12 protein-coding genes are annotated in these 14252 nt (G+C 62.7%); 9 read left to right on the forward strand and 3 right to left on the reverse strand.

What is annotated here, in order from left to right; translation table 11 throughout:
• Positions 1-156 precede the first annotated feature (156 nt).
• On the forward strand, positions 157-930 hold the full coding sequence (locus BUB04_RS02205) for a histone deacetylase family protein (protein ID WP_245795101.1): 774 nt from the start codon (positions 157-159) through the stop codon (positions 928-930).
• Positions 931-997: 67 nt separating this feature from the next.
• Here the strand turns inward: BUB04_RS02205 and BUB04_RS02210 are convergent, their stop codons facing one another.
• Positions 998-1711, reverse strand: coding sequence for a transglutaminase-like domain-containing protein (locus BUB04_RS02210; RefSeq protein ID WP_073036792.1), 714 nt, complete (start codon positions 1709-1711; stop codon positions 998-1000).
• Between the two features lie 11 nt (positions 1712-1722).
• Complete coding sequence (locus tag BUB04_RS19560; RefSeq protein ID WP_073036555.1) at positions 1723-3183, reverse strand: SEC-C metal-binding domain-containing protein; 1461 nt, start codon at positions 3181-3183, stop codon at positions 1723-1725.
• Positions 3184-4032: 849 nt separating this feature from the next.
• Between BUB04_RS19560 and BUB04_RS02220 the strand changes: the two genes are divergently transcribed.
• The 7 genes from BUB04_RS02220 (at position 4033) to BUB04_RS02250 (ending at position 12325) form a co-directional block, all read left to right on the forward strand.
• Positions 4033-5766: a sigma 54-interacting transcriptional regulator gene (locus BUB04_RS02220; RefSeq protein ID WP_073036557.1), complete on the forward strand. Its 1734-nt coding sequence runs from the start codon at positions 4033-4035 to the stop codon at positions 5764-5766.
• A 283-nt stretch (positions 5767-6049) separates the two neighbouring features.
• Entirely contained in the window at positions 6050-7360 is a 1311-nt protein-coding gene (gene gabT / locus BUB04_RS02225) for a 4-aminobutyrate--2-oxoglutarate transaminase (RefSeq protein WP_073036559.1), read from the forward strand.
• Between the two features lie 157 nt (positions 7361-7517).
• Positions 7518-8714, forward strand: a complete 1197-nt coding sequence (locus BUB04_RS02230) for an ABC transporter substrate-binding protein (RefSeq protein ID WP_178371889.1) — start codon at positions 7518-7520, stop codon at positions 8712-8714.
• A gap of 263 nt (positions 8715-8977) precedes the next feature.
• A complete protein-coding gene (locus BUB04_RS02235; protein WP_073036563.1) occupies positions 8978-9865 on the forward strand; it encodes a branched-chain amino acid ABC transporter permease in 888 nt (295 codons plus the stop codon).
• A gap of 27 nt (positions 9866-9892) precedes the next feature.
• On the forward strand, positions 9893-10906 hold the full coding sequence (locus tag BUB04_RS02240) for a branched-chain amino acid ABC transporter permease (protein ID WP_073036565.1): 1014 nt from the start codon (positions 9893-9895) through the stop codon (positions 10904-10906).
• Complete coding sequence (locus tag BUB04_RS02245; protein ID WP_073036566.1) at positions 10903-11634, forward strand: ABC transporter ATP-binding protein; 732 nt, start codon at positions 10903-10905, stop codon at positions 11632-11634. The genes BUB04_RS02240 and BUB04_RS02245 overlap by 4 nt, the downstream gene beginning before the upstream one ends.
• Complete coding sequence (locus BUB04_RS02250) at positions 11615-12325, forward strand: ABC transporter ATP-binding protein (protein ID WP_073036568.1); 711 nt, start codon at positions 11615-11617, stop codon at positions 12323-12325. Before BUB04_RS02245 ends, BUB04_RS02250 begins: the two co-directional genes overlap by 20 nt.
• Here BUB04_RS02250 and BUB04_RS02255 read toward each other — a convergent pair.
• Positions 12310-13089 (reverse strand): transglutaminase-like domain-containing protein, encoded by a 780-nt coding sequence (locus BUB04_RS02255; RefSeq protein ID WP_245795102.1) that lies wholly within the window; start codon positions 13087-13089, stop codon positions 12310-12312. The genes BUB04_RS02250 and BUB04_RS02255 overlap by 16 nt on opposite strands.
• 193 nt (positions 13090-13282) lie before the next feature.
• Here BUB04_RS02255 and BUB04_RS02260 point away from each other — a divergent pair, with 193 nt between their 5' ends.
• A complete protein-coding gene (locus BUB04_RS02260) occupies positions 13283-14245 on the forward strand; it encodes a helix-turn-helix transcriptional regulator (RefSeq protein WP_073036570.1) in 963 nt (320 codons plus the stop codon).
• Positions 14246-14252 lie beyond the last annotated feature (7 nt).

The raw sequence follows: 14252 nt of genomic DNA on the forward strand, positions 1-14252 counted from the left end.
GGAAATCCTCCTGGGGCGTTCGGCACATGGGAGCGGCGTTCGCTCCCGAATCGTTTCTTGTGGGGAAAGTAACGTGTATCTTATGAAACGAGATGCATCTCGAAGCAAGGCAAGAATTTCTCTGGATTTGGAAGACCGGCGAGGGAAAAGGACGGCATGCCGCAGAATAAAATTCCCGTTTTCACCCACGAGGACTTCCTGGAAGCCTACACCCACGACCCGGCGGCCGCCCCGGGCCGGATCGAAGCCGTCCGGGACGCCATCTCCGACATCGCCGAATACCGTGAGGTTCTCCCCGCGTCGTGGGAAGACATCCAGCGGGTTCACACGGACCGGCACATCCAGCGGGTGATCCGGGAGGGGCTGGATCCCATCGCGTCCCTGGCGGCGGGAGGCGCCGTCATGGCGGCTCTGGAAGGGATGAACAGGCCCTCCTTCGCCCTGATCCGCCCGCCGGGGCACCATGCTTCGGCGGACGGTTCCTGGGGCTTTTGCTACTACAACAACGTGGCCGTGGCCCTGGAACACCTGAAGCACCACGGGCTCATTCAGACCGCCTACCTCCTGGACTTCGACCTCCATTACGGAGACGGCTCCGTGAACATCTTGCGCGACAAGGGCTATGCGGCCATTCTGAACCCTCAGACCGAAGACCGCGGGGAATACCTGAAGACGGTGGAGCGGGATCTGGCCCGCATGCACGCGGACATCATCGCCGTCTCCGCGGGCTTCGACGCCCATCAGCTGGACTGGGGAGGGATTCTCTCAACCCGCGACTATCACTCCATGGGCGCCATGATCCGGGAGGCGTGCCGACGTCTCGGAATCGGCTGCTTCGCCGTGCTGGAGGGCGGCTACAATCACGCCGTGCTGGGCAAAAACGTCCGGGCCTTCCTCCTGGGCCTTCTGGGACTCCCCGGTCCGAGTTGACCCGCCGAGACACCCGGGGGACAGGCTCTTTCATCCATGGGGGGGCGCAAGGATCCCGGGTGGGCGGTTACCTCACCACGTCTTCCTCCTCGAAGATCCGGCGGGGGGAGTCATCGGCGCCTTCCAGGGCGTCGATCCAGCCCTGCACCCTTTCGGCCCCGTAGGCGGCCTTCCAGGCGTCCACGATGATTTCCACGGGAACGTCCGCATACTCGCCGTGATATTCCAGATATTCCATGAACTTCTGCCGGCTCTTGTTGTACGCATGGAAGATCGAATCGCTTCGGCCGTCGAAGTCCAGGGGTTCCGTCCCGTGCCGCTCGCACAGTTCCTTGTTGAAGGCCGGAGTGGCCTTGACCCAGCGCCCTTCCAGATAAAGCTCCGTATAGCCGTGGTAGACGAAGACGTTGGAGCCCAGATAGTCCAGGAGTTGGCGGGTGGCCAGGTGGTTTTTCACCGTGGCGAACCCGATCCGGGCGGGGATCCCCTGGCACCGGGCCACGGCGCACAGAAGCGCCGCCTTGGGAATGCAAAAGCTTCGTCCGCGCCGCAGCACTTCGCTGGCCCGGTAGTGTTCCGGTCGGTAGAACGGCGAATACGGATCGTAGCGGATGCCGTCCCGAACCGCCACATAAAGGCGCACGGCCTTTTCCACGGGATCCGTCGCATCCCCCGCCGCTTCCCGGGCAAAGGCGACCACCCGCGGATGATCCCAGTCCAGGATGGCCGTGGCTTCCAGGTAGTCCCGCATCCTTTCTTCCTCCTGCCGCCGTTTCTCCATGGTCACCCCTCTCATGGACTCAGCCCCAGCAACCTCCTCACCCTCCGGGCCTCCCGGCGGTTCAGCTCCGCGGTGAAGGGATCCGCCCCCGGAGACCGCTCGACGTTCTGAAGGAGGGCCTCCACGGCTTCCCGGCCATCGGCGGTCCGAACCGCCTCCCGGGGCGTCTTACCGTGCAGGGCCGGAATGGGTTCATCGATCCAGTGTTCCCAGTGCGTGCAGAGCATCTCCTCGATAAGCGCCCGGGCCTCGGGGTGTTGTTCCATCACTTCCTTGTGTTTCCGAGACGCGTCCTCGGACGACGGACCGGCCGACTCCTTATGGAGCAAAGCCTTGAGGGACTGGATCTCGTCCGCCATGAATCGGGCATTGGGACCCAGGCGGCGGTCGATCTCGCGGCGAAGCATTTCGGCCCGTTCCGCCGAGTTCACCTCGGCGATCAGCCGGCGGTCGTCGAGGCGGATGCGGCCTAGAACCGTGTTGGGCACGCCTCGAACCCCTTTGAATTCCAAACGATCCCAGGGAAACTCCAGACCGATCACTCGGCCCGACTCGTCCCGGTCCGCATCCTCCTCCAGCTCTTCCCGCGTCCGGCTATGGCAGAGGTCGTGGAGCTTTTCGAAGGCCTTCTCGGCGGATGGGATCTCGTAGATCAGGCGGTGAAATTCCAACCGGTGTCCGTCGGTATTGCACAGCATGGGCCCCGCCATCATTTCCCTTTCCAGGTCGAAATAGAGCTGGCGGATCTCCGCATCCCAGTCATGCAGCACTTCGTCATCGATGACGCGGTTGCCGCTTTGAAGCCGCTTCCTGAGCTCGATAATCGCCGGCTTTCGGTCCGGAGGAAAGAAGGTCATGCCCGCGGCGATCAACATCCCCACGCCGTCCACGGTCGCCGCATTGCCGAAGATCACGTCTCCGGGTTGGAGCACCTGCGAGGCGGATCTTTCCAACACGTGGACGGCTTTGCCGGTGAAAAGGTCCTTCAGTTGCACGGCCTTTCCTTTGTCGACGCTCACCACATCGTAAAAGGAAAACGGCTTGCGATTGACGGCCTCGATCAGAAGCCTTTCCAGGGTATCCAGTCGCAGGGCGCGGTGCTCAGCGTAGAGTTCCGCCACGGTCCGCCCTTGGGGGCCTGGCAACTCGATTTCCGTTTCCAACGGGTCATATTCCCAGTTGAAAAGAAACCAGGGCACAAAGGTGGGGAAAAGCCTTTTATAATCGACCTCGTCAACGTCTTCTTCCGTCTCCGGCCACACCAGAAATTCGTCCATGGCGACCGCCACGGCCTCTGGACCGAACACCCCCTTGCCGTAGGACATGAGGCGGTCCACCAGGTTGTCGTAAGCCCTCGACAATCTTTCGTAATACAACTCCAAGGAAGGCCCCGCGGTCTTATTGAGGCAACATTTCTTGTATTTTTTCCCGCTGCCGCAGGGGCACGGGTCATTCCGCCCGGTGGTTTTCATGGATCCCCTTCCTCCGTTCCCGTGAGATTTCCGTCCGCCCAATCCGCGTCGAACGGTCTGTTTCTCCCGTTGTCCCCCGAAAAGGTCCATCAGTCAAGCGCTTCCAGGAGCCTGTCTCAAAACCCTGGGGAGGACCACTTTTCTCGTAGCGCAGCCCTTTAAGGCTGCGGAGGAATCCACTGACCGTCGGATCGGCCATCGGATTCGGCCTGTTACTTCATGGGGTTATGATGGCCCCTTTCCCCGGGGCTTCAGCCCCGCGGGGAACCTCGTCGAGTGTCCGCTGTTCGCATGAAAAAGCGAGCAATTCACACCGTCTCGGTTTTTCGTCCTCCGACGGTCCGGGGGAAGCCCGCCATGCCGCTTGGATGAATGAACCTGAGCCAAGGCGATGTCCGTCCTGTGGGAGCGCCGCGAGGCGCGATGAGCCGGGAGCGGCCGCACCGTCACGGAATGACCGGCCGCCCCTTTCGCGGCTTTCGCCGCTCACACACACCCCTTCCCTGCCTCATGCCCGCCCGGAGGCATTCTGTTGAGACGCGAAATGGGGCCTAGTCTCGGACAGGATCCCGGACGCTTCATCCTGGCACCTTCTTCTCAAGGTGTCATACGCGCCCACCCAGCTGCCACGTCGCCCCTTCAACCCAAAAAGGTTGGGATCACCACCCCGCCTTGCCATAAACCAACCAAGGAGCGGCGCGGCTCCCTGAATACCTGCTTATTTTTGCGAATGGGAACGTGGATGCTCCGGTTGTACGCTCGGGTGGCATGGTTTAGACTGGCATCAGGCCGGAGAACCGACAAGGGTGTGAGTATTGGGGTACAGCTTTTGGCCAGGATCCTTATCTCATGGATAACCACATCACGTTCGAGGACATCGTCCACGCCACCAGCAACGGCATCTTGGTCACCGACGCCCGGGGGATGCTCCTCCACCTGAACCGGGAGGCCGAAAAGATCCTGGAGTTGCAAGCGGGTCAGCATCTGGGGCGTTTCATTTCCGACGTACTGCCCCTTACCGGCCCTCAGGTCATGGAATGCCTCCAAACAGGCCGGCCCAAGCTGGGCCACCAGATCATCGGGAAAAAGGTGGACCTGGTGTTGAGCATCACCCTCATCCGGAAAAACGGCGATCTCCTGGGGGCCGTTTGCACCTTCCAGGAACTGGGCGCCTTTGAAAACATGGCCAAGAAGCTCCGATCCTACAAACGCTTGAACCGCCAGCTGGAGACGATCTTCAAGGCGTCTTCCGACGGCATCTGGGTCTGCGACGGCCGCGGGACCGTCATCAGCATCAATGAGGCCTCGGAACGGCTCAACGGCATCCGGGCCCGGGAGGTGGTGGGAAGAAACGTCTCCCAACTGGTGGCCGACGGCCTCTTCGATCGGTCCGTGACGCTGGAAGTCCTCAAGAACCGCGGACAGGTGAGCCTCATGCAGTACGTCCAGCGCACCGGCCGCTACCTACTAGCCACCGGCACTCCGGCTTTCGACGACGACGGACGCATCCACCTGGTGGTGGTCAATGAGCGCGACATGACGGACCTGAACGCCATGCGCCGGGAGCTGGAACAAAGCCACATGGCCGTACGCAAGATGAAGGATGAGCTGGTAGAACTGAGCATGCTGGAACTCAAGCGCCATGGGATCGTGGCCGAAAGTCCTTCCATGCAACAGATCCTGAGGGCGGCCCTCAAGCTGGCGCGGCTGGAAGCGTCCAACATCCTGATTTTGGGCCAATCCGGGACGGGAAAGGGCCTGCTGGCCAAATTCATCCACCAGAGCAGCGATCGGGCGCGTCATCCCTTCATTCAGATCAACTGCGCGGCCCTTCCCGAACATCTCCTGGAAGCGGAACTGTTCGGCTACGAGCGCGGCGCCTTCACCGGTGCCCGGGAACAGGGCAAGGCGGGGCTTTTCGAACTGGCCCACGGCGGCACCCTCTTTCTGGACGAGGTCGGAGACCTGCCCCTGCCGCTGCAGGCCAAGCTCCTCAAGTGTCTGGACGACCACGAGATCCTGCGGCTGGGCGCCACCCGGCCCAAGACCATCGATTGCCTGGTCATCGCCGCCACCAACCAGGACCTGGAGGAACAGGTGCGGCGGCGCCGATTCCGGCAGGATCTCTTCTATCGGCTGAACACCTTCAGTCTGAAGATACCGCCTCTGAGGGAGCGCCGCGACGACATCCTGGAGCTGGCCCGCCACTTCCTTTCCCGCTACAATGAGCAATACGACATGAACAAGCGCCTTTCGGGCAGCGGCCTCCAGCTGCTGCTCCGCCATCCCTTTGCCGGCAACGTGCGGGAGCTCAAAAACATCCTGAAGCGAGCCGTGGTCATGGCAGAAGGCGAGGTTCTGGACGACTTTCTGCGCGCGATCCTGGAACCCGCGGCGGCGGAAGCCGGGCAAGCACCCGGCGGTCGCATCCGCCTTGCCCACGAGCTGCAGCGAACGGAGCGCCGGTTGATCCGGGAGGCCATGGCCCGATGCCGCAACACCCGGGAGTTGGCCGCCGAACTGGGCATCAGCCAGCCCACGGCAGTCCGAAAGATGCAGCGTTACGGCCTTCGGTTCCGCTGATGCGCCCCTGCATCGCCCGACGTGACCGTTTCCGGTAAATGCCCGTAATATTGGACCCTTGACTTTGATGCCTCTCTGCATCCCCTTGTTTACTTAGTCTTTACAGGATCTTGTGGGGCTTTTTGATGCCTTTTGGAATCACGGGCCAAGAGCCGGCCCGGGCAGCCGTCTGGAATCAGACATCGAGCGCGGTGTTGGCCCGTCCCTTGCCTATAGCAATCTCCGGACACCGGGACCGTGCTCGCATTACCGCCCCCCACAACCCACACGGAAGGACCGTTCCATGAACACGCCTTCAAAAAACCAGGATCTCCACGCCCGCCGCAGCCGGGTGGTCACGTCGGCCTATGCCAGCCTGCGCCCGTGCTACATCGAGCGCGGCGCGGGCGCCCGCCTCTACGATGTGGAAGGCCGGGAATACATCGACTTCGCCGGCGGCATCGCCGTCATGAACGTGGGACACAGCCACCCGAAGGTGGTGGCCGCCATCCAGGAGCAGGCCCAAAAGCTCACCCACACCTGCTTCATGGTGCTGCCCTACGAACCGGCCGTGCTCTTGGCCGAGAAGTTGGCCCAGGCCGTCCCCGGCCGCTTTCCCAAGTCCGCCGTTTTCGTCAACAGTGGAGCCGAAGCCGTGGAAAACGCGGTCAAGGTGGCGCGCTATCACAGCAAGCGCCAGGCGGTGATCGCCTTCGAAAACGCCTTCCACGGCCGCACGCTGCTCACCATGAGCCTGACCAGCAAGATCAAGCCCTACAAGTTGGGTTTCGGACCGTTTGCTCCGGAAGTCTACCGCATGCCCTTCGCCTACTGCTATCGCTGCCCGTTCCAGCTTCGCTACCCGCAGTGTGAGACGGCGTGCGCGGACTCCCTGCGGGAGTTTTTCCTCACCCACGTGGCCGCCGAAAATACCGCCGCCCTCATCGTGGAACCCATCCAGGGCGAGGGTGGATTCATCACGCCGCCGCCCGAATACTTTCCCAAGCTCAAGGCCATTTGTGAAGAATTCGGGGTGCTTTTCATCGCCGACGAAATCCAGACCGGCATGGGACGGACGGGCACCCTCTTCGCCATGGAACACTGGAACGTGGAGGCGGACATCACCACGGTCGCCAAGAGTCTCGCGGCGGGCATGCCCCTGGGCGCCGTGGTGGGGAAAAAAGAGATCATGGACAGCGTCCATCCCGGGGGCCTCGGCGGAACCTACGGTGGGAACCCGGTGGCCTGCGCCGCCGCCCTGGCGGTCTTCGACGTGATCGAAACCGAGGACCTGCTCGACCGAGCCCGAAGGTTGGGCGAGAAGCTTCGCCGTCGTCTGGACGAGATGCACGGGCGGTTCCAATGCATCGGGGAAGTCCGGGGTCTGGGTCCTATGCTGGCGCTGGAGCTGGTGAAGGACCGGGAGACCAAGGAGCCGGCGCCGGACGCCGCCAAGCGGCTCACCGACTACTGCTTCGATCGGGGCCTGGTGCTGCTGAGCTGCGGCACCTTCGGCAACGTGATCCGGCTGCTCATGCCGCTGGTGATCGAGGATGAACTCCTGGATCGCGGGCTTCAGATCCTGGAAGAGGGCTTTCTCGCCCTGGAAGGCTGAACCGGGCAAGCGTTTGCGGCGGAAGGCTGCTGACGCCTTCCCCGTCGGAAGAAAAGAACCGAATCGTCACAACCCCAACCAGGAGGTCGCCATGAAGGCTCGCACCCGAACAAACCTGTGGTTCCAACTGGCCCTGGTCCTGACCCTGGGCACCCTGATGGCCTGGGGCCCCGCCGTTCCCGTCCAGGCCCAGGACGTGGTGGTGAAGGTGGGCAACATCATCCCCCTTTCCGGCCCGTCCGCGTCCGTGGGACTCCAGGGCAAGCAGGCCCGGGAAATGGCGGTGGAGGAGATCAACGCGGCGGGAGGCATCCAGTCCCTGGGCGGCGCCAAGCTGGTGATGCTCTACGCCGACTCCGAATCCAAACCGGAAAAGGGAGTGGCGGAAGCCGAGCGGCTCATCAACACCGAAAAGGTCCACGTGCTTACGGGATGCTGGAACTCGGCGGTCACCTACCCCGTGACGGCAGTGGCCGAGCGCTACGGCATCCCCTTCATCGTTCCGGTATCCGTGGCGGATAAGATCACGGAGCAGGGCTTCAAGAATGTGTTCCGCATCGCGGCCAAGGACAGCTGGTGGACCCGGGACCAGTTCGCCTTCCTCAAGGACCTGCAGGAGGAGTTCGGCACCAAGGTGAGCAAACTGGCCTTCGTCTACGAAAACGGCGACTGGGGTAAGGGATTCGCCGAGCAGTGGAAGAAGCTGGCCGCCGAACAGGGCTACGAAGTGGTGCTGGACGAACCCTATCCGTCCACGGCCACGGACCTGAGCCCCGTTGTGCAGAAGATCCGGCGGGCCCGCCCGGATGTGCTGATGCTGGTTTCCAATGCGGCGGACGCCATCCTGCTCACCAACACCCTGGCCGAATACAAGGTGAACCTCAAGGCCGTCATCACCAGCGGCGGCGGCCATGCGGACCCCTCCTTTCTCAAGGCCGCCGGTGAAAACGCGCGGTATCTTTTCGACATCGTGGAATGGGAAACGGACATCAACAAGCCCGGCGCCCAAGAAGCCAATGCCAAATACAAGGCCAAGTACGGACAGAACCTGACGGGAGAGGCGGTGGACGCTTATCTCGCCATGTACGTGCTGGCGGACGCCCTGGAACGCGCCGGGTCCCTGGATCCGGCCAAGATCCGGGAGGCCCTGGCGGCAACCAACTACCGCAGCGGTCCCGGCATGATCGTGGGCTATGACGCCGTTGAATTCGACGAGACGGGGCAGAACGAGCACGCCTCCCTGGTCATGGTCCAGATCAATGACCTGGGCCAGGGCCTGGAGCGCATCACGGTCTGGCCCAAGGGCGCGCGCCGCGCCGGCTACACCCCGGTTTTCCCCATGCCCGCGCGATGAAAAGCGGAAGGCCTCTTGGCCTTGCGGGAGCGGCGAAAGCCGAGCTGTTTATCGCGCCTCCCGGCGCTCCCCCAGCAGGCCGTTGACCGGTCCGCTCTTGTATCCATTCGGGCGGCGCAAGAACACAAGGATAAGCTCCCGCTTGACGCGGTCCTGCATCAATGGGGAACGTTGGTGGTAGGGGCGGTTCGCGAACCGCCCCTACCACCACAGGAACGGAAAGACGCTCCCTTCCAAGTCTCCAGGCAGCGAGAGATTCCGCCATGCTCTTTTTGATCGAAGACGCCATCAACGGCATTCTCATGGGCTCCATCTACGGCCTCACAGCCCTGGGCCTCACGGTCATCTTCGGCGTGCTCAAGGTGATCAACTTCGCCCACGGCAGCCTGCTCATGGTGAGCATGTACGCGGCCTACTGGACGGTGGCCCTGACCGGCTGGCACCCCTATCTGGCCCTGGTGATCGTGGCCCCGGCCATGTTCGTCTTCGGCTACTACCTTCAGGACATCGTCATCAAGCCGATCTTCAAGGCCGAACAGGACGTGCGCGAGCCCATCACGGTGATCATCGTCACCACGGGCGTCTGGTACATCCTGGACAACCTCACCCTGCTCCTCTTCGGCCCCCAGTACCGCACCCTGCAGGACAATCCCTTGCGGGGCCGGATGCTGGAAATCGGGCAGATGCTCATCTCGGTGCCCAAGCTGTGGGGGTTCGCGGCCGCCGTTCTCACCGCATCGGGACTCTACCTCTTTTTCCAAAAGACCCGGCTGGGGCGGGCCGTTCGGGCCACCAGTCTGGATCGCCAGGCCGCGAGCCTCATGGGCATCAACCAATACAAGGTCTACAACATCGCCTTCGGGATCGGCACGGCCACGGCCGGCATCGCCGCCGTGACCCTGGTCCCCTTCTACAACGTGTTTCCCACGGTGGGCGTTTTGTTCGACATCAAGGGGTTCATCATCGTGGTGCTGGGAGGGCTGGGGAGCATTGGAGGCGCCTTGCTGGGCGGCATCATCATCGGGCTCATCGAATCGGTGGGTCCCCAGTTCATGACCGCCACCTGGACGGAAGCCATCGTTTACGGCCTCTTTTTGCTGGTTCTCTTCGTCAAGCCCTCGGGGCTCTTCGGTGTGCGCTACGACTGGTAAATCCCCTGGAACGGAATCGGACGGCACATGACTAGGCGACACTACAACAAGATGGCGGCCGCGATCGTCCTGATCCTGGCCTTCGGACTGCCCCTGGTGGTGCGCAGCGCCACTTATCTTCACATCCTGGTCCTTCTCTACTTCTACGCCTACCTCACCACCAGCTGGAACCTGGTGGGCGGATTCGCCGGGGTGCTGCCCCTGGGACATGCGGCCTTCGTGGGCATCGGCGCCTACACCTCCACGATCCTCTACCTGCAGTACGGGATCAGCCCCTGGATCGGGATGCTGGTGGGAGGCGTTCTGGCGAGTTTCGTGGGGGTGCTCATCGGGCTGCCCACCTTCAAGATGCGCGGCGCCTATTTCGCCCTGGCCACCCTCGCCTTTGCCGAAGGGATCCGGGTCATGGTGGAAAACATCGACCGGCTCGGCCCGTTCGTCCTGAACGGCCCGCGGGGCCTGCAGATTCCGCCCCTGAAGTTGGGCCTGGGCAACCTCGTGTTCGCCTCCAAGGAGCCTTACTACTACATCATCCTGCTCATGCTCCTGGCCGTGCTGGCCCTCACATGGGTCATCGCCCGGTCCAAGCTGGGCTATTATCTCAATGCGGGCGGCGAGGAACCGGACGCGGCCATGGCGCTGGGGGTCAACGTGGCCCGGTCCAAGCTGACGGCCATGGCCATGAGCTCTTTTCTCACGGCTCTGGCGGGCGCCTTCTACGCCCAGTTTACCCTCTACATCCACCCCAAGAGCGTCATTTCCCTGGATTTGTCCTTCGAGATCGCTTTCATCGCCCTCATCGGAGGGCGCGGCTCCATCGCCGGCCCGGTGCTGGGGGCCCTGCTGCTTCGGCCCGTGAGCGACTTTTCCCGGATCTACTTCGGAGACACCCTGCCGGGCCTGCACCTGGTCATCTTCGGCGTGGTGCTCATCCTGGTCATGATCTTTCAGCCGCGCGGCCTCCAGGAACCGCTCACCCGCGCCTACAACCGCTTGTTGGATCGACTGGCACCCGGGCAAACGAAGGAATTGGGAACATGAACATCCTGGAAGTGAAAGAGCTGGGAAAGGACTTCGGGGGCCTGACGGCCCTGCAAGGGGTCCATCTCTCCATCGAGGCGGGCCGGATCTTCGGCCTCATCGGACCCAACGGGGCGGGAAAATCCACCGCCTTCAACTGCATCGCGGGGGTCTATGCGCCGACCCGAGGCGAGATCCGCTTCAACGGCGAGGTCATCAACGGTCAAAAGCCCTGGAACCTCTGCAAGAAGGGGCTGGCCCGAACCTTTCAGATCGTCAAGCCGTTCGCTTCCAAGACGGTGCTCTACAACGTCATGGTGGGAAGCTTCCTCCACACCAACAGCACCCGGGAGGCGCGCCGGCGGGCCCTGGAAGTCCTCGAATTTCTCCATTTTGCCGGCAAGGCCCACATGCGCGCCGGGGACTTGACCATCGCCGACCGGAAACGCCTGGAAATCGCGCGCGCCCTGGCCACCCGCCCCAAGCTCCTGCTGCTGGACGAGGTCATGGCGGGCCTGCGCCCTGCCGAGGTGGATCAGATGGTGGAGATCATCCGCCGGCTGCGGGACCAGGGGATCACGATCTTCGTCATCGAACACATCATGCGCGCCATCATGGCGTTGTCCGATCGGGTCGCCGTGCTCCATTTCGGAAAGAAGATCGCCGAGGGAACCCCGCAGGAAGTGGCTTCGGACGAGCGGGTGATCAAGGCCTATCTGGGAGAAGAGTATGTCGTTTCTGGAAGTTAAGCATCTGGATGTGTTCTACGGCGACGTGCAGGTGATCTTCGATCTTTCCATGCACGTGGACGAAGGCGAGGTGGTGAGCATCATCGGCGGAAACGGCGCGGGAAAGTCCACCCTGCTCAAGGCCCTGTCCGGGCTGGTGCCGCCCCGCTCGGGGGAGATCCTCTTTCAGGGGCGGGCGCTGCACCGGGCGCCTCCGGAAGAGATCGTGGAAGAGGGCATCGTCCATGTCCCGGAGGGACGCCGCCTCTTTTCCCTCATGTCCGTCAAGGACAACCTGATCGTCGGGGCCTACAACCGGCGGGCGGACGCCGTGAAGGACCGGACCCTGGGGGAGGTCTACGAGCTCTTCCCCAGGCTGAAGGAGCGGGAAGCCCAGATGGCCCTGACCCTTTCGGGAGGAGAACAGCAGATGGTGGCCATCGGACGGGGCCTCATGGCCAAGCCCAGGCTGCTCATGCTCGACGAGCCGTCCCTGGGCCTGGCCCCCATCCTGGTGAAGTCCATCTTCGATACTCTCAAAAAGATCGCCCAAGCGGGCACCACCGTGCTTCTCGTGGAACAGGACGTAAAGCATTCCCTGAGCCTGAGCCACCGCGGCTATGTGCTGGAACACGGCCGGATCGTCTTGGAAGGGCCCGCCGCCGATCTTTTGAACGACCCCCACGTGAAGACGGCCTATCTGGGGCTTTGAGTCCCACAGATTCCAACCTGCTGCATCGCGCCCGCCGGGGATCGGCCCACCACGTCTTCGTCTTCGAAGATCCGCCGGGATGCGGCGTCGGCCTTTTCCAGCGCGTCGATCCAGCCCTGCACCCTTTCCGCCCCGTAGGCGGCCTTCCACGCATCCACGATGGTTTGGACCGGCACATCCGCGTAAAAACCGTGATATTCCAGATATTCCATGAACTTCCGGCGGCTCTTGTCGTAGGGGTGAAGGAGCGAGTCGCTTCGGCCGTCGAAGTCCAGCGGATCGGTTCCGTGCCGCTCGCACAGTTCCTTGTGGAAGGCCGGAGTGGCCTTGACCCACCGGCCGTCCAGAAAAAGGTCCGTGTAGCCGTGGTAGACGAAGACGTTGGATCCCAGGTAGTCCAGGAGCTGGCGGGTGGCCAGGTGGTTTTTTACGGTGGCGAACCCGATCCGGGCGGGAATGCCCTGGGACCGGGCCGCGGCGCAAAGAAGCGCCGCCTTGGGGATGCAAAAGCTTCGTCCACGCCGCAGGACTTCGCTCGCCCGGTAGTGTTCTGCCCGGTGGAAGGGCGAATAGGGGTCGTAGCGGATCCGATCCCTCACGGCCCCATAGAGTCGAACGGCCTTTTCCACGGGATCCGCCGCAGCGCCCACCGCTTCCCGGGCAAACGTGAGCACCCGCGGATGGTCCCAGTCCAGGATCGACGTCGTCTGTAAATATTCCCCCGTTCCCGTCATTGCCTCGGTTGCGCTTGCTTTTTGGACCATGACCACACGCTCCTCCGTCTATTGGTTGAAGCTCACCTCACCCTTCCATCCAACCCACGGGCCGCACCCCCATTGGAGAGATCCCACGGGCGAAAACACGGAGAGTCTACACCGGGGTAGACCCGGGTGGGAAAAGGAGTTGCGGAGAGTCGAGGCCTTTTGCTACTGGTTGTGCATCACATGGAGGCGTTGGATGGCATTTTCCTATCAAAGACGTATACAACGGTTGCTCCAAATTCTTGTGGAGGTCAAGAGCCAGCCCGGCCAACCCCTGAAGGCACTGATCGACAAATTGGGCATCAGCAAGGCCCTGTTCTATAAGGATCGGAAGATCCTCGCCGGACTCGGCTTCTCCTTCCACTACGACCGAGGCGCCGGGCGCTTCGTGGTCGACCGGGACGCCTTCCTGCCGGTGCAGGATCTGAGCGTGAGCGAACGGATCCTGCTGGTGCTTGCCGTCCGGCAGTTGTCTTCCTCGGGGGATTTCTATATCGGGCATCACGCCCTGAAGGCCGCGAAAAAACTGATTGCGGGGCTGGACGGGGACAGCGCCCGCTTTGCTTCGACCGTCTTCGACGACCTGGTGCTCCGGGAAGGCTTCGGCTGCCGGCCCCACATCGTGGACCGCCTGCAGGAAGCCGTGGTACGGCGCCGACGCATCCGCATCGACTACCTCAAGCCCGGCGCGTCCGAGCCGGCCTGCTATGAACTGGACCCTTATTTCTTCTTTTACCGGGGCCGCGCCTTGTACGTGGAAGGCTATTGTCCCACCCGCAAGGCACTGCGCACCTTCCGGGTCCACCGCATCCGGCGCATCGCCGCCACCGGCATTCTTTTTCGACCGCAAGAGGACTATGATTTCGGGCGCCGTTCCCGAAACGCCTTTTCCGTTTTCACCTCGGAAGAGACGCAAACCGTTCGGGTGAGGTTCAGCCCCAGGGCCCGCCCTTATATCGAAGAGATCTTGTGGCATCCGTCTCAGCAAGTGCAACCCCAAAGGGACGGCTCCCTGATTTTCTGTGCGGAAGTGGCCGCCCCCCGAGAGGTGCTCTGGTGGGCCATGAGCTGGGGAGGTGATGCGGAGATCCTCGAGCCGGAATGGCTGCGCCGGGAAGCGGCCCGTGAATGCCGGAAAATGGCCGAGCTTTACCGTTGACCCCACG

Source organism: Desulfacinum infernum DSM 9756 (assembly GCF_900129305.1).
Taxonomy (GTDB): domain Bacteria; phylum Desulfobacterota; class Syntrophobacteria; order Syntrophobacterales; family DSM-9756; genus Desulfacinum; species Desulfacinum infernum.

Bases quoted from the DNA above. Each gene is read 5' to 3' on its own strand.
- BUB04_RS02205 (WP_245795101.1), top strand. From the start codon at position 157: ATGCCGCAGAATAAAATTCCCGTTTTCACCCACGAGGACTTCCTGGAA.
- BUB04_RS02210 (WP_073036792.1), bottom strand. From the start codon at position 1,711: ATGGAGAAACGGCGGCAGGAGGAAGAAAGGATGCGGGACTACCTGGAA.
- BUB04_RS19560 (WP_073036555.1), bottom strand. From the start codon at position 3,183: ATGAAAACCACCGGGCGGAATGACCCGTGCCCCTGCGGCAGCGGGAAA.
- BUB04_RS02220 (WP_073036557.1), top strand. From the start codon at position 4,033: ATGGATAACCACATCACGTTCGAGGACATCGTCCACGCCACCAGCAAC.
- gabT (WP_073036559.1), top strand. From the start codon at position 6,050: ATGAACACGCCTTCAAAAAACCAGGATCTCCACGCCCGCCGCAGCCGG.
- BUB04_RS02230 (WP_178371889.1), top strand. From the start codon at position 7,518: ATGGCCTGGGGCCCCGCCGTTCCCGTCCAGGCCCAGGACGTGGTGGTG.
- BUB04_RS02235 (WP_073036563.1), top strand. From the start codon at position 8,978: ATGCTCTTTTTGATCGAAGACGCCATCAACGGCATTCTCATGGGCTCC.
- BUB04_RS02240 (WP_073036565.1), top strand. From the start codon at position 9,893: ATGACTAGGCGACACTACAACAAGATGGCGGCCGCGATCGTCCTGATC.
- BUB04_RS02245 (WP_073036566.1), top strand. From the start codon at position 10,903: ATGAACATCCTGGAAGTGAAAGAGCTGGGAAAGGACTTCGGGGGCCTG.
- BUB04_RS02250 (WP_073036568.1), top strand. From the start codon at position 11,615: ATGTCGTTTCTGGAAGTTAAGCATCTGGATGTGTTCTACGGCGACGTG.
- BUB04_RS02255 (WP_245795102.1), bottom strand. From the start codon at position 13,089: ATGGTCCAAAAAGCAAGCGCAACCGAGGCAATGACGGGAACGGGGGAA.
- BUB04_RS02260 (WP_073036570.1), top strand. From the start codon at position 13,283: ATGGCATTTTCCTATCAAAGACGTATACAACGGTTGCTCCAAATTCTT.